The sequence below is a fragment of the Leucobacter sp. wl10 genome, from assembly GCF_003569785.1.
Classification (GTDB): Bacteria; Actinomycetota; Actinomycetes; order Actinomycetales; family Microbacteriaceae; genus Leucobacter.
Map to the genome: position 1 here is coordinate 97,593 of NZ_KZ983998.1, position 20,302 is coordinate 117,894.

Here is a 20,302-nt window from a genome sequence, read left to right on the forward strand (position 1 = left end):
CCTTCGGTCTTCTGGTACTCCCCATCCTGGACGCGGATCGAGAACCGCGCATGCGAATGGGCTGCGGAATCCGTGGAAGATGCCGCGAATCTTCACGCGGTCCGCGATGAACCACGGAGAGGTGCCCTGTCGTGAGGCGTCGGAGCCGCGCAGGCGAGGGGCCTTCTGAGCGGCAGCCCCGTCGCCACCGATTCAGCGACGTACACCTCAGGATCAACAGCGGGCCGCCCGGCCCGGCTAACCGACGAGCCGATGCGTCTGCCGCGCGATCTCGGCCTCCTCGTCGGTCGGCACGACGAGGATCTCGACGCGCGAATCGTCGGCGCCGATGCGACGCGCCCCGCGCTCGGCGGAGCCGTTGCGCTCGGCGTCGAGGCGGATTCCGAACCACTCGAGCCCCGCGCACACCTCGGCGCGCAGCGCCGCGCTGTTCTCCCCCACGCCCGCGGTGAACACGATCGCGTCGGCTCCGCCGAGCACGGCGAGGTACGCGCCGAGATAATGCCGGATGCGGTGCGCGTACACCTCGATGGCCAACCGCGCCGCCTCGTCGCCGGCGTCGGCCGCCGCCCGCACATCGCGGAAGTCGCCCACGCCTGTGAGACCGAGCAGACCGGAACGCCCGTTGAGGAGGCGATCGAGGTCGTCCGCACCGTAGCCGCCCCGCAGCAGATGCAGCAGCGCGCCGGGGTCGATGTCGCCGCTGCGGCTGCCCATCACGAGCCCCTCCAGCGGGGTGAGGCCCATGGAGGTGTCGACCGATCGCCCGCGGTCGACGGCGCAGGCCGAAGCGCCGTTGCCGAGGTGGAGCACGATCTGCCTCAGCTCGTCGACCGGCCGCCCCAGGAGGTCGGCCGCCCGACGAGACACCACCTGGTGGGAGATGCCGTGAAACCCGTAGCGGCGCACACCGTGCTCGGCCGCGGCCGAGCGATCGATCGCGTAGGTATACGCCCTCTCGGGCATGGTCTGGTGGAATGCCGTGTCGAACACCGCGACGTGCGGCACGTCGGGGAACAGCGACCGCGCCGCCGCGACCGCCTGGTACTGGCCCGGGTTGTGCAGCGGCGCGAGCGCGCCGAGACTCAGGATCCGCTCCGCGACCTCGTCGTCGATCAGCGTCGGCTCGACGAAGGCGTCGCCGCCCTGCACGACCCGGTGGCCCACGGCGACGATCCCGAGCGCGTCGATCGGTGCGCCCTCACCCGCGAAGGCCGCTACCATCGCCTCGAAGGCGGCGGTGTGATCGGGCACCGGCAGCGAGCGCTCGTTCTGGTGAGCGCCGCGGTGCGCGATGCGTCCCTCCGGCTCGCCGATGCGTTCCACGAGCCCCGAGGCGAACCGTTCCCCGGTCTCGGGCTCGATGAGCTGGTACTTGATCGACGACGATCCGGCGTTGATGACGAGGATCCGGTTCATGCGCCGCTCCCACGGCCCTCGCCCGCCTGGACGGCGGTGATCGCGACGGTGTTCAGAATGTCCTCGACGGTGGCTCCGCGCGACAGGTCGTTGACCGGCTTCGCAAGTCCCTGCAGCACCGGTCCGACCGCCACCGCACCGGCCGACCGCTGCACCGCCTTGTAGGTGTTGTTGCCCGTATTCAGATCGGGGAATATGAACACCGTCGCCCGGCCCGCGACCTCCGACCCGGGCAGCTTGGCGGCGCCGGTCTCCGGATCGCTCGCCGCGTCGTACTGGATCGGTCCCTCGATGAGCAGATCCGGGCGCGCGGCCCTCGCCAGCGCCGTGGCCTCGCGCACCTTGTCCACGTCGGCGCCCGACCCGGACTCGCCCGTGGAGTACGACAGCATCGCGATGCGCGGCTCCACGCCGAACTGCGCCGCGGTATCGGCCGAGGAGACGGCGATGTCGGCGAGCTGCGCCGCGGTGGGGTCGGGGTTGACGGCGCAGTCCCCGTACACGAGCACCCGGTCGGCCAGCGCCATGAAGAACACGCTCGACACCACGGAGACGCCGGGTCGGGTCTTGATGATCTCGAGGCTCGGCCGGATCGTGTGGGCGGTCGTGTTCGCCGCTCCCGAGACCATGCCGTCGGCGAGCCCCAGGTGCACCATCATCGTGCCGAAGTAGCTGCCGTCGGCCATCGCGTCGCGGGCCTGCTCGAGCGTCACGCCCTTGCGGGCGCGCAGCCGGGCGTACTCGGCGGCGAAGCGCTCGCGCAGGGGCGAGACCGCGGGATCGATCACGTCGGCGGCGTCGATCGAGAGGCCGAGCTCGCCGCCGCGCTTGCGCACGGCCGCCTCGTCTCCGAGGATCGTGAGCCGGGCCGTGCCGCGCGCCAGGAGCGTGCTCGCGGCGCGGAGGATGCGATCGTCGTGCCCCTCGGGCAGCACGATGTGCGCGTCGGCCCGCGCCGCGCGCGCGAAGAGCTCGTAGGCGAACATGACGGGCGTGCGCACGCCGCCCCGGTGCAGTCGCAGCCGCTCGCGCAGCGTCGCCCCGTCGACGTGCTGCGCGAACAGTGCGAGCGCGGTGTCGAACTTGGCCGGCGACTCCTCGGTCAGCAGTCCGCGGGCGCGGGAGATGCGCCTGGCCGTCTCGAAGGTGCCGAAGCCGGTGCGCACGATCGGCAGCGTCGAATCGATGCCGTCGAGCAGGCGCTCCACGTCGGCGGCGAGCTCGAAGTCGCCGTTGAGCACCACCGCGGCGATCGTGGGGAAGGTCGGCGCCTCGTGCGCCATGGTCACGGCGAGCAGCGTCTCGGCGCGATCCGCCGCGATCACCACCGCCGAGCCCTCGAGCAGGCGCGGCAGCACGTTCTCCATCGACATGCCCGCGACGACCACGTCGCGCACCTCTCGTGCCAGCAGGTCCCGGTCGCCGCGCACCAGCCGGCCCTCCACCGCCTCGAGCACGCCCGCGACCGGGGGCGCGACGAGCAGCAGCTCCTCGGGCACCGCCCATACCGGCACACCGGCCGGAAGCACCGCCGACACCGCCCGCTCGATCTCGGGCAGGCGATCCGGATCCGCCCGGTTCACGAGCGCCGCGAGCACCGTCGCGTGCTCGTCGCGCAACTCGGCGAGACCCAGCTCGGCCAACTGCGCGATCTCGGCGGGCGGGCGGGCGGGCTGCTGGCCCAGATGCTCGGCCTGATCGTTCGAGCGGCCGCCCAGTACCAGCAGCACCGGCGTGTCGAGGTTCGCGGCGATCCTGGCGTTGAACGCGAGCTCCGTCGGCGCGGCGACGTCGGTGAAGTCCGAACCGACCACGACCACGGCGTCGCAGCGCTCACGCAGCTCGCGGTAGGCTGCGACGATGCGCGCCATGGCGCGCTCGGGGTCGGCGTGCGCCGCATCGTAGGTGACCCCGACGCAGGCCTCGTAGGGCACCTCTGCCGTCGCTCGCGCGCGCAGCAGCTCCAGCACGCGATCCCGCTCTCCGGCTGAGCGGATGAGCGGGCGGAAGACCCCCACGCGCGGGGCGTCTGCGAGGAGCGTGTCGAGTACGCCGAGCGCCACGGCGCTCTTCCCGGTGCGGCCCTCGGCCGAGGTCAGGTAGATGCTTGCAGCCACGGCTCCCAGCCTATTGCCCCGCCCCCAGCTCCGGGGAGGGCAACCCGTACTCTCGGCGAAGCGCGGAGCGTGCGGCGTACCACCCGCTGAGCCCGTGCACGCCGGGGCCGGGCGACGTCGACGACGAGCACAGGTAGATGCCCTTCGCCGGCGTGCGCCACGGATCGGCGGCGGCGACGGGGCGAGCGAGCAGCTGCCGCACGGTGACGGCGCCCGCGCAGAAGTCGCCGCCGTGGTAATTGCGGTTGTACCCCGCGAGCTGCGCGGCCGTGGTGACGCGATAGCCCCGCACGCGGTCCCGGAAGCCGGGGGCGAAGCGCTCGATCTGCGCGATCACGGCGGCCGAGACGTCGCGTGCCGATCCGCGGGGCACGTGCGTGTAGCTCCACACGGCGTTGGCGCCCGCGGGGTTGCGATCGGGGTCGAAGTCGGCGGTCTGGGCCAGCAGCACGTACGGCCACTCCGGGTGGCGCCCGCGCGCGACCTCGAGCTCGGCCGCCGCGACCTCGGCTCGGGATCCGCCCAGGTGCACCGTGGGCGCGGCCGAGACGCGCCCGTCGCTCCAGGGGATCGGCCCGTCGAGCACGAAGTCGACCTTGGCGGCGGCGTCGCCGTAGCGGAGACGGCCGAGCGCGCGCCGGTACCGCGCCGGCAGTACCGAACCGGCGATGCGGACGAGCCCGCGGGCCGAGGTGTCGAAGAGCTTGACGCTGAAACCGTCGAGCTCGCGCACGTCGGTGATGGCGCGGGAGGTCTCAACGCGGCCGCCGTGCGCCAGCAGGTCGGCCGCGAGCGCATCGGTGATCGCCCGGGATCCGCCGATCGGCACCGGCCAGCCGCTCGCGTGGCCGAGCGCGCCGAGCACCGTGCCGACCGCCGCCGCGGCGACGCCGGGCATGCGGCCGACGCTGTGCGCGGCGACGCCGGAGATGAGCGCGGGGGCGGCTGATTCCCGGAATCGCAGATTCCAGAGCGGGCTGCCCTGTTCGAGGGCGCGCAGACCGGTAGCCGCGGCGGCGACGGGATCACCCGGCCATCGCAGCATGGATCCGCCGAGCGCGAAGTCGACGACGCCCTCGAGCCGGCTCAGCAGCGGGCGGTAGAGGCGCGCGTACGCGGCTCCATCCCGTCCCAGCTCCTCTGCCGTGCGGTCGAGGCTGCGGTAGGCGACCGCCGCGCGGGCCGCGCCTCCGCCGGCCGCGCCGTCGAGCGGGTTCGCGTACGAGGCCTCCGGGATCGCGAATCCCATGCGCCGCTCGAGTTCGAAGGCTCGGAAGAAGCCCGTTGCGAGCGCCATGGGATGAATTGCCGAGCAGACGTCGTGCAGCACTCCCGGCTCGACCGCCTCGTCCGTGCGCGCGCCGCCGCCGATGCTCTCGGCCGCCTCGAACACGGTGACCGGCAGACCCGCGCGGGCCAGCGTCACGGCCGCCGCGAGCCCGTTGGGGCCCGCCCCGACGACCGCCGCGCCGCGAGATCGAGTCATACCATCAGCCTAGACGCAGCTTGTCGTGGTCGGGACGGTCATGGCCCCGACCACGACATGGCCGCACTGCTGTTCGGCGTGGCCGGACAGCCCTCATGAGTCGCTCACGAGGCCCCCGTGATGTCCCCCTCAGAAGAGCGTCTGGACCGCCGTCCCCGACGGCTCGAGACGGATGACCCTTCCAGCAACCTAGCGTAGGGGGTTCGGCCCGCATCGCCAACTTACCCGGCGCCCGGCCGGGCCCGCGCTCCGGGGTCGCACTCCGGGTGTGCCGAGCCGGTCCCGGGCGCGGCCGGGAAAAACAAGACTCCCCACGCACCCGCTAGAGCCCAAGTACCCTTGCTGCATTTCTGCCCTGGGGGAGTTCCCTGAGATAGCGCCACGTGGGGAGCCGTACCAGTCTAGCGGAAGTCTCCCCCGCGTTCCGGTGCCTCCGGATCCTCGTCGACGACCGGGACCGCGCCGGTGGCCACCGCCACCGCTCCCGTCAGCAGCTCCTCGGCGTGCGCCTCGTCCACCTCGCCCGCGAACTGCGACCGGTAGAGGCGATAGTAGGCGCCACCGCGCTCCAACAGCTCCTCGTGCGACCCCTGCTCCACGATGCGTCCGTGCTCCATCATGAGTATCACGTCGGCGTCGCGGATGGTGGAGAGCCGGTGCGCGATGACGAACGAGGTGCGGTCCGCCCGAAGCGCCCGCATCGCCTGCTGCACCAGCACCTCGGTGCGCGTGTCCACCGACGAGGTCGCCTCGTCGAGGATCAGGAGCGAGGGGTTCGCGATGAACGCGCGCGCGATGGTGAGCAGCTGCCGCTCGCCCGTCGAGAGCGAGGAGGCGTTCTCCGAGATCGTCGTGTCGTAGCCGTCGGGCAACTGCCGCACGAAACGATCGACCATCGTCGCCCTCGCCGCCTCGACCACCTCGTCATCGGTGGCGTCGAGCCGGCCGTAGCGGATGTTCTCGCGGATCGTGCCGTCGAACAGCCACGCGTCCTGCAGCACCATGCCCACCTGGCCGCGCAGCTCGGCTCGGGAGAGGTGGGTGACGTCGACACCGTCGAGCAGGATGCGCCCGCCGTCGAGTTCGTAGAAGCGCATGATGAGATTGACGAGCGTCGTCTTTCCCGCGCCGGTCGGCCCCACGATGGCCACCGTGTGCCCCGGACTCGCCTCGAGCGACAGATCCTCGATGAGCGGCTGATCCTCGACGTAGCTGAACGAGACGCGCTCGAACCGCACGTGCCCGTCGGTGCGCTCGGGCAGGTGCTCGGTCGCGGTATCGGGATCCTGCTCCTCGGCGTCGAGCAGTTCGAAGGTGCGCTCGGCCGAGGCCACGCCGGACTGCAGCATGTTCGCCATGCTCGCCATCTCGCTGATCGGCTGCGAGAACTCCCGCGAGTACTGGATGAAGGCCGTCACGTCGCCCAGCGTCATCTGCCCGGCGGTGACGCGCAGCGCCCCGGCCACGGCGATGAGCACGTAGCTGAGGTACTGCACGAACTGCATGGCCGGCATGATGGTGCCCGAGAGCGCCTGCGCCTGGTACGCCGCGGTGAAGAGCCCCTCGTTGCGGCGGTCGAACTCCTCCGTCATCTCGGCGTCGCGATTGAAGATGCGCACGAGTTCGTGGCCTGTGAACGACTCCTCGATGTGACCGTTCAGGTCCCCCGTGTGCTTCCACTGCGCCACGAAGAGCTTCTGCGCACGAACGCCCACGACGCCCGCGATGATGCCGGACAGCGGCAGGGCGATGAGCGCGATGAGCGCGAGCTGCCACGAGACGATGAACATCATCGCGGTGATGCCGATCACCATGAGCAGCGATTGCACCAGCTGCGAGAACGCCTGCTGCAGCGCCTGCTGGATGTTGTCGACGTCGTTCGTGACGCGCGAGAGCACGTCGCCGCGCTGGCGTCCGTCGAAGTAGCTGAGCGGCAGCCGGTTGATCTTCGCCTCGATGTCGCGCCGCAGCTGGTAGACGATGCGCATGACCATGCGGTTGAGGATGTAGCCCTGCAGCCACATGAGGAACGAGGCGACCAGGTACAGCGCGAGTACCGCGAGGATCAGGCGGCTGAGCAGCCCGAAGTCGATGCCCTGGCCGGGCACCACGTCGGCGCCCTCGAGCATGTCGGCAAACTGGGTGTTACCCGCGGCTCGGGCACCCGCGATGATCTGATCGATCGGCACGCCCTCGGGCAACTGCTTGCCGAGTACGCCGTTGAAGATCACGTCCATCGCCTGGCCGAGCACCTTGGGCGCGATGACGGTGAGCACGACCGAGCCCACGACCAGCAGCACCACCAACGAGAACAACCACTTCTCGGGCGCGAGCAGACCGATGAGGCGCTTCGCCGAAGGCCAGAAGTGCTTCGCCTTCTTGACGGGCTGCGAGCCCGTCCAGTCGTCCCCGTCGGGCCGATAGTCGTCCGGAAGCTCGAACTCGTCGGTCTTCACGCCGCCCTCCGGCGGCCTGCCGGCGCGCTTCTTCATCTTCTTCTCGGGCACTACGCCGCCTCCGCCTCTTCGAGCTGCGATCGCACGATCTCCTGGTAGACCTCGCTGGTCTCGAGCAACCGCTCATGGGTGCCGCGCCCCACGATCTCGCCGTCCTCGATCACGAGGATCTGATCGGCCTCGGTGATGGTCGACACGCGCTGCGCGACGATGATGGTCGTCGCCCCCCTGGTCGCCTCGGGCAGCGCAGCGCGCAACCTCGCGTCGGTGGCCACGTCGAGCGCCGAGAACGAGTCGTCGAACAGGTACACCCGCGGCTTCGCCACGAGCGCCCGCGCGATCGAAAGACGCTGGCGCTGGCCGCCCGACACGCTCGTGCCGCCCTGGGCGACCGGCTCGTCGAGCTGACGCTCCTTCTCGCGAACGAAGTCGTCGCCCTGCGCCACCCGCAGTGCCTCCCACAGCTCCTCGTCGCTCGCCCCGGAGCGCCCGAAGCGCAGGTTCGACGCGATCGTGCCCGAGAACAGATAGGGGCGCTGCGGTACGAGGCTCATCGTCTGCGCGAGCTGAGCGCGGGTGAGCGCGGGGACCGGAGCCCCGTCGACCGTGATGGATCCCTGCTGAGGATCGTAGAGACGCAGCATGAGATTGAGCAGGATCGTCTTACCCGCACCCGTCGATCCGATGATCGCGGTCGTCTCGCCCGGCTCGGCGACGAAGCTCACGTTCTTGACGACCGGCTTCTCGGCGCCGGGGAAGCCGAATGTGACGCCGTCGAACTCAATGCGCCCGGCCCGCGGGGTGGCGACCGACTCGGTGCTCGGGAACGCGAGCGTCGACTCGGTGTCGAGCAGCTCGCGGACGCGCTCCGCGCAGACCACGGCGCGCGGGATCATCATCGTCATGAAGACGCCCATCATCACCGCGACGAGGATCTGCAGCAGGTACTGCAGGAAGGCCGTGAGCGACCCGACCTCGACGAGCCCCTGATCGACCCGGTGCCCTCCGAACCACAGCACGGCCGCCGTGGCGATGTGCAGCACCATCATGATCACGGGGAACATGAGCACGAAGATGTTGCCCACCTTCAGCGAGATGTCGGTGATGTTGCGGTTCGCCGTCTCGTAGCGGTCGACCTCGAAATTCTCGCGCACGAAGGCGCGCACGACCCGGATGCCCATGATCTGCTCGCGGAGCACGCTGTTGATCGCGTCCACACGATCCTGCATCCTGCGAAACAGGGGCAGGAGCAGCCAGACCAGGAAACCCACGATCACCGCGAGCACGGCGACCGATGCCCACACGAGCCACGACATGCCGGCGTCCTCGCGCAGCGCCATGATGATGCCGCCGATCGCCATGATGGGTGCCGAAACCATGAAGTTGAGGGTCATGAGCACCAGCATCTGGATCTGCTGCACGTCATTCGTACCGCGCGTGATGAGGGTGCCCGCGCCGAACCGCGTCGCCTCGAGCGTGCTGAGCGAATCGACCTTGCGGTAGACCTCGCGGCGCAGATCGCGCCCCACACCCATCGACGCGCGCGCGCCGAAGTAGACCGCGGCGACAGCGGTGACGAGCTGACCGAGCGATACGATCAGCATGAAGCCGCCCGTGCGCCAGATGAAATCGGTGTCGCCCTTGGCGATGCCCTGATCGATGATCTGCGCGTTCAGGCTCGGCAGCCAGAGCGCGGCGATGGTGGAGAGCAGCTGCAGCACGAGCACGGCCGCGATGAACGACCAGTACTTCCTGGCGTGTCGAAGCGTGAGTGAGATGAGGGCCACGAGGATCCTTTCGTCCTGTGCCATCCTGAACCGGACCTCAGACATTCACGAGCGGCACCGTACAGGGACACAGGTGCACGGCGGCGAGACGGAGCGGGCGGATCAGAAGCGGCCGAGCAACAGTAGCAGACTCACGGCGTGATCGCCAGTTCGGTGCGCCTCAGTGGATCGTCAGATCGCTGCTGAGCACATCGGCCAGCGCTTCGGCGCCGGCCTCGGCATCCGGATCTTCGACAGACTCCTCGAACGAGTGCGAGATCCCGGTCGGATTCCGCACGAACAGCATCGCGGTGGGAACGAGTGCGGCGAGCACGCCCGCGTCATGCCCGGCCCCCGTGTCCAGCACCGGAGCGCCCGGCAGCACCCGCTCCAGGTGTCCCCGCAGCCCGGCGTCGAATCCGACCGTGGGACTGAGGGATTCTTCGATCACGCTTGCCGCGCACCCCTGCACCTCGGCGAGTCCGGCGGCCTCTTCCGCGACGAGCCTCACGATCTCCGCCGTCACCGCATCCTCCGGGTGCCGTGCGTCGAGCCACAGATCCACCCGGGACGCGATGACATTCGTGCCGCCCGGGATGGGTTCGATGCGTCCCACCGTCGCACGCGCCCCGGGATACCGGGCCGCGATCCCCGGAATAGCCGCGATCAACGCACCCGCGGCGACCAGCGGGTCACGACGGTCTGCCATCAGCGTTGCACCGGCGTGATTGCCCTGGCCCAGGAACGTCACCCTCCACCGCCCGTGCCCGAGGACCGACGACCCGATCGCGACCGGCCGACCCAGGTCGATCAGACCGCGCCCCTGCTCGACGTGCAACTCTATGAATGCGCCGATCCGGGACAGTGCCTCGTCGTCCCGGCCCACGAACCGCGGGTCGAGACCGTCCTGCTCGGCGAGCTCGGCATAGCTCCGGCCTCCGCCGTCCTGCAGCCCGCGCGCGCGATCCGGATCGATCGCCCCCGTCAGCAGCCGCGAGCCGAGGCAGGCCACGCCGAAACGTGACCCTTCCTCCTCGGGGAACACCGCGATCGCGAGCGCACGATCCGGCTGTACCCCCCGGGCGCGCATGATGTCGATCGCGGCCAGCGCCGATGCCACCCCGAGCGGTCCGTCGTATGCGCCACCGCCCGGCACCGAATCCAGGTGGCTCCCCGTGACGATCGCGCCGGCGCGGTCTCGAGATGGAATGTCCCACCAGGCCCAGATGATGCCGTTGCGATCGGTCTCGACGTCCAGTGCGCGACGCCTTGCCTCCGCGAGGAACCACTCGCGCAGCTCGGCCTCGGGGCGCGAGAACACCGGGCGGGAGTATCCGCCTCGCTTCGGGTCACGCCCGACATCGACGATGTCCCGCATCAGAGAGGCGACGCGCGTGCTCATCGCGCGAGCCCAGCGTGATGAGCGACGCGGAACTCGTCGGGGACACCGCCCCTGCCGGTCGCGAGATCAGCGGCGAATTCGCCGAGCAGCGGGGCGAACTTACCTCCGTGACCCGAGCAGGCCGAGACCACCACCACTCCATCCGCCTCGTCGATCAGGAAGTCCTCCGACGGAGTATTCACGAACAGGCATGTCGTCTCCGCATAGGGTTCGGGGACCACGCCAGGAAGGAACTCGGCCGCGTAGGAAACGATCTTCTCGCGCATCTCGGGTCGGATCCGCCCGTCCTGATCGACCGCGGAGGCGAGCTTCGGACCACCGTTGAACTGCGCGATCTTCTGCCCTCGGAAACCCGCGTCCCGCCCGCCGGGCAGGCCATAGGTCTCAAGCGCCGCGCGCTTGTGGATGAAGGACGGCCATGCGGGGTAGGCGTTGCCGTCGGCGTCATCCTCGCGCCACGGCATGTGGAACGCCTGCTCCTGCCGAACCGTGATCTTCGGCAGACTGGCCAGAAAGGCCTCCGGCAGCGAGAGATCCCGCAGCAGAGACGGCAGCCAACCGCCCGCAGCCACGATGATCTTGTCGCCCGTGACCCGCTCGCCCGTCGCAGATGTCACCGTGAACCCGCCGCCCGAGCGGCGCGCGATCGACGCGACGTCCCAGTTCTCACGCACCCGAGCCCTACCGGTCGCCCGCGCGAGGCCGAGCATCGCCTCGACCGTGCCGATCGCGTCGAGTACGCCCGAACCCGGGTGGTAGAGCACCTCGGTATCGAAGTCGAACTGGGGGAAGCGCATCGTCGCGTCCTCCGCGCTCATCAGCTCGTGCTCCACACCGACGCGCTCCATGATTCGCGCCAAGTCAGCGGGTTTGCGCACCTCGCCGAAGTCTAACGCGCCCGTCGGCGTGATCAGCTGCCTGCCCGACTGCGCCTCGAGTTCATCCCAGCCGGCCTTCGCGCGCACCACCAAGCCCGTGTAAAGCTCAGACGGGTAGGCGTAGCGGAAGATGCGCGCCGACCCGTGCGAGCCGCCCTGCTCGTTGCCCGGCGTCGTGCGCTCGAGAACCGTGACGTTCTCGCCGCGCGACGCCAAGCGCCAAGCTGCGGCCGCGCCCGCGAGACCGGCTCCGACGACGACGTACTCAGAACCTGACATGGAATGCTCCTCGTCTCCCCAATCGCCGTCGAACGCCGACCGGGATCGGGCGCTCCAGCAAATTATTACAATTTCATCTTTGAAATGCAACATTGATACGTTTTACATCTTGCAATAGACCCGGCCGTGTGCATAAACTTCCCTCCATGCACGCAGAAGTGATCGTCATCGGCCTCGGCGCCGCCGGGTCCTACGCTGCGTGGAAGCTTGCGGAAGCCGGTGCGGGGGTCATCGGACTCGAAGCCGATGATCTCGTCCACACCAGAGGCGCGTACTCGGGCGAAAGCCGCCTGTTCCGCGCCGCGTACCATGAGGGGGCCGAATACGTTCCCCTGCTCCTCGAGTCGCGGGAGGAATGGCTGCGACTGCAGCAGGCCGGGAGGCGGCGCATCCTCCATGAGACCGGGGTGCTCTCGATCGGCTCGGTCGACGCGCCGCAGATGGCCCGCGTGCGGAGGTCGCTCAAACACGCCGGTGTCACCCATGAAGTCCTCTCTTCCGATGCCCTGCGCCGAAGGTACCCCCAGCACTCGCTGATCACCGATGAGATCGGCGTACTGGATCTCATGGGAGGCGTGCTGCGCCCCGAGGCCGCGGTCTCGGAGATCCAGCGCCGCGCAACGCTGGAAGGCGCGGATCTGCGAGGCAATCAACGAGTCGGTGGTCTCACCGAGGAGCGCGGGCATGTGCGCGTTGATCTCGAAGGCGGAGAGACGCTCACCGCGCACCGCGCCATCGTGTCCGCGGGCGTGCACACGCCAACACTGCTGCCGCATCTCGCACCGCACCTCGCGATCCGCCCGATCGGCCTGACCTGGTTCTGCCCGGAGGCACCTGAGGATTTCACCCCCGATCGCTTCCCGGCGTTCATCCGCGACCTCCGAGACACGCACATCTTCGGAGCGCCCGCACTCGACGGCGCGCTGGTCAAGGCCGGCTACGACGCCAGGTTCGGCACCATCGGCCGGCCCGCTGATCTGGCCGCCGAACTGACCCGCGAGCAACGGCGGGGCCTCGCGGCCGACGTGCATCGCCTTCTCGCGGGGCTGCCGCCCCACGTCGCGCGGGAATCGATGCACATGGACATCTACACCGCGGACAAGAGGCCCGTGCTCGGCCCGGTGAGTGAGCGAGTCGTCGTCGGTACGGGCTACTCCGGGCACGGTTTCAAACTGACTCCGGCTTTCGGCAACGCCCTCGCCGCGTTCGCCACGGGTCGCAAGCAGCGACACGACCTTTCCCCCTTCTCACCGCGGAGATTCGGATCATGAGCGAGGTCAGTCTCAAGCAGCTGCGCTGCTTCGTCGCCGTTTACACCGAGCGCAGCTTCACCAAGGCCGCCAAGCTTCTGGGAATGAAGCAGTCGCCGGTCAGCCAGGCGATAGCCGCGCTCGAACGACAGCTCGATCAGCGGCTCTTCGAACGAGGTCACCGAGAGGTCACCCCCACCGCAGCGGCCAACGCGCTCTATCCGGAAGCGCTCGAGTTGCGACGTCGCGCCGAGTCGCTGCCGCAACTCATCGCCGAGAGCAGGACCGGCGCCGTCCGCCCGCGCCTGCGGCTCGGAGCCGCCAGCTCGACGTTTCCCTCCATCGTGGCCGTTGCGTTAAACGCGACTCACGATCATTCGCCGGTGGTCTCGGACGGCGCCAGTGCGAAGCTCGCGCAAGCGGTGGAGAACGGCGACATCGACGTCTGCCTCATCCGCGAGTTCAGCAGCTACCGGAATGAGGAGCGGGTCGCCTTCCGCGAGCGACTGGTCGTCGCCGTGCCCGAGCACCACTCGCTCGGCGGCCGAGACGAGCTGTCGCCCGAAGAGATCGTCTTAGAACCAGTCGTCACATTCAGCAGGGATATCGCCCCCATAGCCTTCGATCTCGTCGCGAGCGTGTTCCTGCAGGCCGGATCCCAAATGCACGTCTCCGCGCACGTCTCCACGGAGCAGGCGATCCTCGGCCTCGTGGGCGCCGGCGCCGGCATCACCCTGGTGCCGCAATCGGTGAGCCTCGAAACCTGGAAAGGCGTGAGGTTCATCCCGCTCATGGGCGCGCATCCGACGTATCCGCTCACCGTTCGCACCGCGCCGGGCGATCCCCTCAGACTCCTCGATCCGATCACGAACGCGCTCTCCGAGTGGGCTCGCGAACACGGCATCTCCGGCTAACCCCTCGAAAGGAAACTCATGGAGTTCTCACCCTGGACTCTTCTGGTCGACGCAGGCCTCATCGGTGTGCTGCTCGTCTTCGGAACCCTGCTCCGCGCGAAGATCAAGGCTCTGCAGACGATGATGATCCCGGCCGGTGTCATCGCGGGGATCGCCGGACTCATCCTCGGCCCCAACGTGCTGGGATGGCTGCCCTTCTCCGATCAGCTCGGCACGTACACGTCGATCCTCATCGCAGTCGTCTTCGCCTGCTTGGCGCTCACCAGCGATTTCAATCTCGCAAAGATCGGCCGCTCGGTCGCGAGCTTCGCCAGCTACGGCGTGCTGATGTACGGCGCGCAGGTGGCCATCGGCATGCTGCTGGCGCTCGCGCTGCTCGGCCCGCTGCTCGGCGCTCCCGACTACATCGGCATCATGTTGTTCGCCGGTTGGGCCGGCGGCTTCGGTTCAGCGGCGGCTGTCGGAGCGGCCTTCGCGGACGCCGGCGATCCCGCGGTCGCCTCGATCGGCTTCACCGCCGCGACCGTCGGCCTGATGATCGGCGTGGTCGGCGGTATCGCGCAGGCGAAGCTCGGCGCTGTCCGCGGCCACGCCAAGGAGTTCGCGGGAGCCGAAGAGATCCCGCGCGAGCTGCGCACGGGCGTGCTCGACCACGTCGGAGCCCGCCCCCCGATCGGCCTTCATCTCTTCTCGGGCGGCACCATCGAGTCGCTCACCTTCCAGATCGGTCTCGTCGCCTCCGTCTCCACGGCCGCCTACGGCGTCAATCTGATGCTCGGGCAGCTGATCCCCGGCGTCGCCTTCCCGCTGTTCACTATCGCCTTCATAGTCGGCCTGATGCTGCGGGGCGTGCTCACCGCGTCGCGGGCCACCCGCTTCATCGACAAGGAGTCGATCAACTCGCTCTCCGGCACCGCGACCGACATCCTGATGGTCTGCGGCATCGCCTCGGTCGTTCCCAGCCTGGTCGCCGACCAGTGGTTGTCGCTCGTGATCCTCTTCGTCATCGGCCTCGCGCTCTGCCTCTTCCTCGGCTTCTGGGTCGCCCCGCGAGTGCTCGGCGACGGATGGTACGAGCGCCAGCTCTTCACCTGGGGCTGGTCGACCGGTGCGGTCGCGACCGGCATCGCCCTGCTGCGCATCGTCGACCCGAAACTCAACTCGCGCACCCTCGAGGATTTCTCGGTGGCCTATCTGCCTGTGCTGCCGGTCGAGATCACCGCGGTGACATTCGTACCGCTCCTCGTCATCGCGGGAGCCTCCTGGTCGGTCGTCGGCATCTGGGGAGCGATCATGTTGGCCGCGCTCATAGCGTCGATCTACTTCATGTCGCTCAACAAACGGACCGCTGCGACGACAGCGGCTTAGCCCGCACGGGCCTCCACGAACGCAGGGGTGGGGAGCACAGCCCTGCGCTCGCCGCCCCCGCGTTCGCTCGACCCCTACCGCAGCACCACCGAGCAGGATCCGCCGATGACGCACAGCCCCGAACGCCCGCCCAGGGTGATCAAGCGCTACAGCTCACTCGCCCCCGCCCCCTGGGCCAACGGAGCGGGCTCCACCGTCGAGCTCGTCTCCTTCGATGAGTCCAGAAGGCTCACCCCGCGACTACCCCGCTGGCGGCTCAGCGTCGCCGCGCTCGAACGCTGTGCCCCGTTCTCACCGTTGATCGGCCTGCATCGCAGCTTCATGCCGATCGGAGGCGATGTCGAGCTCGCCGTCGACGGCGAGCAGTTCGCGGTGCCCGACGGGGTCATCCATCGTTTCGAGGGAGCTCAGCACGTCGGACTCGCACACCTACCCCACCCTTGCAACGCGATGAACCTCATGTCCGAAGGATCGCTGCCCGTGCTGATCGCCTCACGCGATCGGGCTCTCATCACCGTCTCTCTCGCTGGAGACGACCCGGTCATTGGGGTCTCCCTGCACGAGGGTCCGAGCATGGAGCGTTTCGATCTACTGCTGCTCTGAGCCGGTCACACGCGGCCCAGGATACGCCGAAGGGCGCAACCACCGTGGTGGCTCCGCCCTTCGGGGAACTGCCTGAAAGCGAAAAGGACTCAGGCGAGCTTGACGCCCGCGCCGGCCTCCTCGAGCTTGGCCTTGGCCTCCTCGGCGGCCTCCTTCTTCGCGCCCTCGAGCACGTTCTTGGGAGCCTCCTCGACGAGGGCCTTCGCCTCGCCAAGGCCCAGGCCGGTCAGCTCGCGCACGACCTTGATGACCTGGATCTTCTTGTCGCCGACCGACTCGAGAACGACGTCGAACTCGTCCTTCTCCTCGACGGGCTCGGCGGCGCCACCGGCGGCCGGAGCAGCGGCGACCGCAACCGGAGCGGCGGCCGACACGTCGAAGGTCTCCTCGAAGGCCTTCACGAACTCGGAGAGTTCGATGAGGGTGAGCCCCTTGAACTGCTCGAGCAGCTCTTCGGTCGAAAGCTTAGCCATTGTGTTTCTCCTTGATGTCTGCCTTCACGCGGCGCGTGACAGGCGGGTCTTGTTGGTACCGAACCGGCGAGAGCCGATCCTTACGCGTCCTGCTTCTCCTGCAGCGCGCCGAAGCCGCGTGCGGCCTTGGCGGGCAGAGCGTTGAACAGCTGCGCAGCGCCGACCAGAGCGGCCTGCATGGCGCCGGCGGCCTTGGCCAGCAGCACCTCGCGGCTCTCAAGATCGGCAAGCTTGCCTACCTCAGCGGCGGTCAGGGCGTTGCCATCGAAGTAGCCCGCCTTCACCACCAGCAGAGGGTGTGCCTTAGCGAAGTCACGCAGAGCCTTGGCGACCGCGACGGTGTCACCGTGCACGAAGGCGAGAGCCGAAGGGCCGGCGAGCTCGTCGTCGAAAGCGGTGATCCCGGCGCCATTGGCCGCAATCTTGGTCAGCGTGTTCTTCGCCACAGCGTACGTCGCGTGCTCTCGGATGCCGTTGCGGAGTTCCCGCAGCTCGGCAACCGTGAGACCGCGGTACTCAGTCAGCAGAACGGCGTCCGACTCTTCAAACCTGCGCTGAAGATCGGCGACCGTAGCGTCCTTCGTAGCCATGGCGCTCCCTAGCTTGTCGTACCCGCGCGGCGGCTGCCGCTCGGGGGCCGCGCCGCTCGGAGGCTCCTCGCGCTGGGAACACCCAGAAACGAGAAAAGCTCCGGCGCGCACGCACGGAGCTTCGGTGAGTTCGGGATCGGGATCCGCGCCTCAAGGAGTTCTGCACCTGCGCTGGTCCCTGCTCTCACAGGCGTTCCGGGATCCTCGCGGATCCGTACCGGCGGTCTTTGGCCATTGAGAACTCTACCACACTTTCTCGGCGGAACAGTTGCTCCTCGGTGAGGGCGCTCCGGGGGGACGCGGCGCATAGACGGAATCGGGGCCGGTTCGGGTCGCCATGCGAGGGGAACGGCGACCCGAACCATCCCCGATTGGGCGAGGATGCTTCGCACCGGGGAGTCAGCCGGCGGGCTTCAGCATGTAGCCCGCGCCGCGCACCGTGTGCAGCATGGGCTCGCGGCCGCTGTCGATCTTCTTGCGCAGGTACGAGATGTAGAGCTCGACCACGGTCGACTTGCCGCTGAAGTCGTACGCCCACACGCGGTCGAGGATCTGCGCCTTCGACAGCACGCGGTTCGGATTGCGCATGAGGTAGCGCAGCAGCTCGAATTCGGTGTTGGTGACGGTGATCGACTCGCCGCCGCGCTCGACCTCGTAGCTGTCCTCGTTGAGGGTGAGGTCGCCCACGCGCAGCATGGGATCGGGCTGCTGGGCCAGCGTCAGCTGCGAGCGGCGCACCAGCCCGCGCAGACGCGCGATCAGCTCCTCCAGGCTGAACGGCTTGACCACGTAGTCGTCTCCGCCTGCGGTGAGACCGTTGACGCGATCCTCGACCGAATCGAGCGCCGTGAGGAACAGCACGGGAACCATCTCCCCAGCGCTGCGGAGGCGCGCGAGCAGCTGCATCCCGTCGAAGTCGGGAAGCATGATGTCGAGCACGGCCACGTCGGGGCCGAACGACTTGACTTTGTCGAGCGCCTCCTGGCCGGTCGCGGCGGTCTCGACCTCCCACCCCTCGTAGCGGAGGGCCATGGCGACGAGCTGCGTGATCGATTCCTCGTCGTCAACGACGAGGGCCCGGATCTTTCCCCCGTCGGCCCGCTTCAAAACCTGCGAATCCATATGTTGGGTACTCCTTCTCCGGGGCGTCAGCCGCGCACGAGGAGTGACCGTGCCCGTGTCCCTCAGCCCCTCTTGGGTTCTCTTCGCCAGGCAGGTTCTGATAACGCCGTGGCGGATTCATCTCGCCGCCGAGCCTAGCGCTTCGCCCTCGCTCATCGCACAGGGCATTTTACGTATCTGGAGACACATAGCAAGAACAAAATCGGAGCACTCACACACTATGTTGCTCAGAACGGCGAAACCATGCGGTTCACCCATCGTCTCCCACGCGCGTCGCATCGGCAATCGCCACGATGACTCCCAGGAAACTCACTGTGAACGTTCATGCAACCGTCTCGAGTCATCCTCGGACTCTATCCAGATTTCCGCCCCGTCCAGGACTTTCGCCGCCGCGGGCCGCTCGCCGAACGCGCCCGCGACGGGCACAGCGGCGATCCCGCCGGGTTCGGAGCGACGCGCGGTCGAAGGACGGCCCCGCGACCCGGATCGTGGGAAACTGGGGTGGTGCCCGATCCGATCCCGAGCTACCTGAGCCGCATGGTGACCGACGGCACCGATCGCATGGCCTGGATGCGCGCACGCGCGCGCGGGATCACCGCCACCGATGTCGCCAAGCTGTCGACACCGCGCTCCATCGAGGCCGCCGCCCACGAGAAGCTGCACGGGAGCCGCTTCTCCGGCAACGCCTACACGGCGCACGGCAGGGCGCGCGAGCCCGAGATCGCGTCGTGGGTGATGCGGGAGCACGGGATCTCGCCCAGTCAGGCGCTGTTCCACGCCGAGTGCGATCTGCGACATCTCGCGACGCCTGACGGACTCGCCCTGCGATCCGGCGGCGCGATCGAGCTCGCCGAGATCAAGACCACCAACAAGGAATGGCGTTCGATCCCCCGCAGCTACCTGCGCCAGATCTGGTGGCAGCAGTACGTGCTCGGCGCAGAGCGCACCCTGATGGTGTGGGAACGGCACGAGAACTTCGTTCCGGTCGGCGACCCGCAGTGCCGCTGGGTGGATCGGGACGAGAACGAGATCGAGCGGCTCGTGAAGCTCGCGACTCAGCTCATCGACGTGCTCATCGTGCGCACGAGTTGAGCGGGCCGCGCTGGCCGCGCTGAACTGGTCCCCGGGGCCTCGGGGCCTCGGGGCCTTCACCCGGCTACCTCCGATCCGTGTGCGCCTTCCGGACGCTCGCCCCGGGCTGAAGCGCCTGGAAGGCGCACACGGATTCCTGGGAGCCGGGGCGCGGGCCGGACCGGGAGGCCGGGGCGCGGGCCGGACCGGCGAGCCCTCAGAAGCCGGGGTCGGACTGAGCGGCCGCATTCGATCCGAAGGGAGCGCCGGCGCCCGGGCCCGCACCCGGGCCGCCGAAGCCTCCGACCTGCGCCGCGAGCCGCTGCTGCAGACGAGTCGCGTGCTCGTAGTTGCGCTCCATGAGCTCGCGCAGCGCATCCGCGACAACCTGCACGCCGGGCACATCCTCGAGGCGCATGCTCTCCGCGCCGTGCAGCAGCTCGATGTCGCCGGAACCCCGGAGGCGCTGCAGCGGACCGCGACGGGTTCGCACCTCTCGCACCCGCGAGAGCGACACCTCGGAGCGCCGGTGCACGAACAGACCGCGGCGCACGATCACCCGCCGCGTGGTGACGGTGGTGCGGTGCGCCAGCCACGCGAGCACCGGTAGCACCCCGAGCAGCAGGCCGAGCAATGCGGCACCGGCCGCGGCGAGCAGGTTCATCCACACCGCGGGGAGAGCGCCCACCCAGTACCCGGCCGCCGCGGCCGCCGCGAGCATCGCGATCGCAGGCGGCACGAGCCTGCGCCCGTGCCGCCTGAACCGGAGCACCGCCGCCTCCGGCTGCGCGTAGCTCGCGGGAGCGGGGCCGAGGATCGACTCGACCTCCGCTGTCACCGATCGCGGTTTGGGCATGCTCCTATTCTGCCTGCTTCGGCTGCGACGGCGCCCCGAGTCCCGACAGTCCCTCGGTCGCCGCTGAGCCCGCGCGCTGAGCGGCCCCGCCCGCCGCCTCGACGGCGGCGCCCGCGGCATCGGCCGCGTCCCTCGCGGCTCGAGTGGCCGTCTCGGCCAGATCCTGCGCCGCGCCTGCCGCTTCGGCCGCCGCGTCCGCGTCCGCCGCCACCGCAGCCCCGCGCCGTGCGCCCGCGGAGTCCCGGTGGCCGC

17 protein-coding genes and 1 other RNA gene are annotated in these 20,302 nt (G+C 69.2%); 5 read left to right on the forward strand and 13 right to left on the reverse strand.

Annotated elements, in window-relative coordinates; all coding sequences use genetic code 11:
* Positions 1–237 precede the first annotated feature (237 nt).
* The 8 genes from D1J51_RS11905 to D1J51_RS11940 form a co-directional block, all read right to left on the reverse strand.
* Positions 238–1,419 carry an acetate/propionate family kinase gene (locus tag D1J51_RS11905; RefSeq protein WP_119075481.1) on the reverse strand — a complete coding sequence of 394 codons (1,182 nt, stop codon included), beginning with the start codon at positions 1,417–1,419 and terminating at the stop codon, positions 238–240.
* A complete protein-coding gene (pta, locus tag D1J51_RS11910) occupies positions 1,416–3,536 on the reverse strand; it encodes a phosphate acetyltransferase (RefSeq protein WP_119075483.1) in 2,121 nt (706 codons plus the stop codon). The genes D1J51_RS11905 and pta overlap by 4 nt, the downstream gene beginning before the upstream one ends.
* A 10-nt stretch (positions 3,537–3,546) precedes the next feature.
* Positions 3,547–5,022: a phytoene desaturase family protein gene (locus tag D1J51_RS11915; protein ID WP_119075484.1), complete on the reverse strand. Its 1,476-nt coding sequence runs from the start codon at positions 5,020–5,022 to the stop codon at positions 3,547–3,549.
* 299 nt (positions 5,023–5,321) lie between these two features.
* Positions 5,322–5,418, reverse strand: an RNA gene (gene ffs / locus D1J51_RS11920) — signal recognition particle sRNA small type.
* A gap of 5 nt (positions 5,419–5,423) precedes the next feature.
* On the reverse strand, positions 5,424–7,514 hold the full coding sequence (locus tag D1J51_RS11925; RefSeq protein ID WP_119075519.1) for an ABC transporter ATP-binding protein: 2,091 nt from the start codon (positions 7,512–7,514) through the stop codon (positions 5,424–5,426).
* A 14-nt stretch (positions 7,515–7,528) separates the two neighbouring features.
* A complete protein-coding gene (locus tag D1J51_RS11930; RefSeq protein ID WP_119075486.1) occupies positions 7,529–9,265 on the reverse strand; it encodes an ABC transporter ATP-binding protein in 1,737 nt (578 codons plus the stop codon).
* 160 nt (positions 9,266–9,425) lie between these two features.
* The gene (locus tag D1J51_RS11935; protein WP_119075488.1) at positions 9,426–10,646 is read right to left on the reverse strand and encodes an allantoate amidohydrolase; all 1,221 of its coding nucleotides are present in this window, start codon (positions 10,644–10,646) and stop codon (positions 9,426–9,428) included.
* Positions 10,643–11,803: an FAD-dependent oxidoreductase gene (locus D1J51_RS11940; RefSeq protein ID WP_119075489.1), complete on the reverse strand. Its 1,161-nt coding sequence runs from the start codon at positions 11,801–11,803 to the stop codon at positions 10,643–10,645. Before D1J51_RS11940 ends, D1J51_RS11935 begins: the two co-directional genes overlap by 4 nt.
* Positions 11,804–11,949: 146 nt before the next feature.
* Between D1J51_RS11940 and solA the strand changes: the two genes are divergently transcribed.
* Genes solA through D1J51_RS11960 form a run of 4 tightly spaced genes read left to right on the forward strand, consistent with a single transcriptional unit; the run spans position 11,950 to position 15,938 of the window.
* Positions 11,950–13,074: an N-methyl-L-tryptophan oxidase gene (solA, locus tag D1J51_RS11945; protein ID WP_119075491.1), complete on the forward strand. Its 1,125-nt coding sequence runs from the start codon at positions 11,950–11,952 to the stop codon at positions 13,072–13,074.
* Complete coding sequence (locus tag D1J51_RS11950) at positions 13,071–13,967, forward strand: LysR family transcriptional regulator (protein WP_119075493.1); 897 nt, start codon at positions 13,071–13,073, stop codon at positions 13,965–13,967. The genes solA and D1J51_RS11950 overlap by 4 nt, the downstream gene beginning before the upstream one ends.
* An 18-nt stretch (positions 13,968–13,985) precedes the next feature.
* Positions 13,986–15,335, forward strand: a complete 1,350-nt coding sequence (locus D1J51_RS11955) for a sodium/glutamate symporter (RefSeq protein WP_119075495.1) — start codon at positions 13,986–13,988, stop codon at positions 15,333–15,335.
* Positions 15,336–15,362: 27 nt separating this feature from the next.
* A complete protein-coding gene (locus tag D1J51_RS11960) occupies positions 15,363–15,938 on the forward strand; it encodes a HutD family protein (protein WP_119075496.1) in 576 nt (191 codons plus the stop codon).
* An 89-nt stretch (positions 15,939–16,027) separates the two neighbouring features.
* Here the strand turns inward: D1J51_RS11960 and rplL are convergent, their stop codons facing one another.
* The 3 genes from rplL to D1J51_RS11975 all read right to left on the reverse strand — a co-directional run bounded on the left by rplL (position 16,028) and on the right by D1J51_RS11975 (position 18,123).
* The gene (gene rplL / locus D1J51_RS11965) at positions 16,028–16,411 is read right to left on the reverse strand and encodes a 50S ribosomal protein L7/L12 (protein ID WP_119075498.1); all 384 of its coding nucleotides are present in this window, start codon (positions 16,409–16,411) and stop codon (positions 16,028–16,030) included.
* Positions 16,412–16,491: 80 nt separating this feature from the next.
* Positions 16,492–17,001, reverse strand: a complete 510-nt coding sequence (gene rplJ, locus D1J51_RS11970; protein ID WP_119075500.1) for a 50S ribosomal protein L10 — start codon at positions 16,999–17,001, stop codon at positions 16,492–16,494.
* A 399-nt stretch (positions 17,002–17,400) separates the two neighbouring features.
* Complete coding sequence (locus D1J51_RS11975) at positions 17,401–18,123, reverse strand: response regulator transcription factor (RefSeq protein ID WP_119075502.1); 723 nt, start codon at positions 18,121–18,123, stop codon at positions 17,401–17,403.
* A 537-nt stretch (positions 18,124–18,660) separates the two neighbouring features.
* Between D1J51_RS11975 and D1J51_RS11980 the strand changes: the two genes are divergently transcribed.
* Entirely contained in the window at positions 18,661–19,215 is a 555-nt protein-coding gene (locus tag D1J51_RS11980; protein WP_119075520.1) for a YqaJ viral recombinase family protein, read from the forward strand.
* 196 nt (positions 19,216–19,411) lie between these two features.
* Here the strand turns inward: D1J51_RS11980 and D1J51_RS11985 are convergent, their stop codons facing one another.
* Complete coding sequence (locus tag D1J51_RS11985) at positions 19,412–20,050, reverse strand: PH domain-containing protein (RefSeq protein ID WP_240423201.1); 639 nt, start codon at positions 20,048–20,050, stop codon at positions 19,412–19,414.
* A 4-nt stretch (positions 20,051–20,054) separates the two neighbouring features.
* Positions 20,055–20,302 (reverse strand): hypothetical protein (locus D1J51_RS11990; RefSeq protein ID WP_371414088.1); only part of this gene is annotated, 248 nt, incomplete at its 5' end.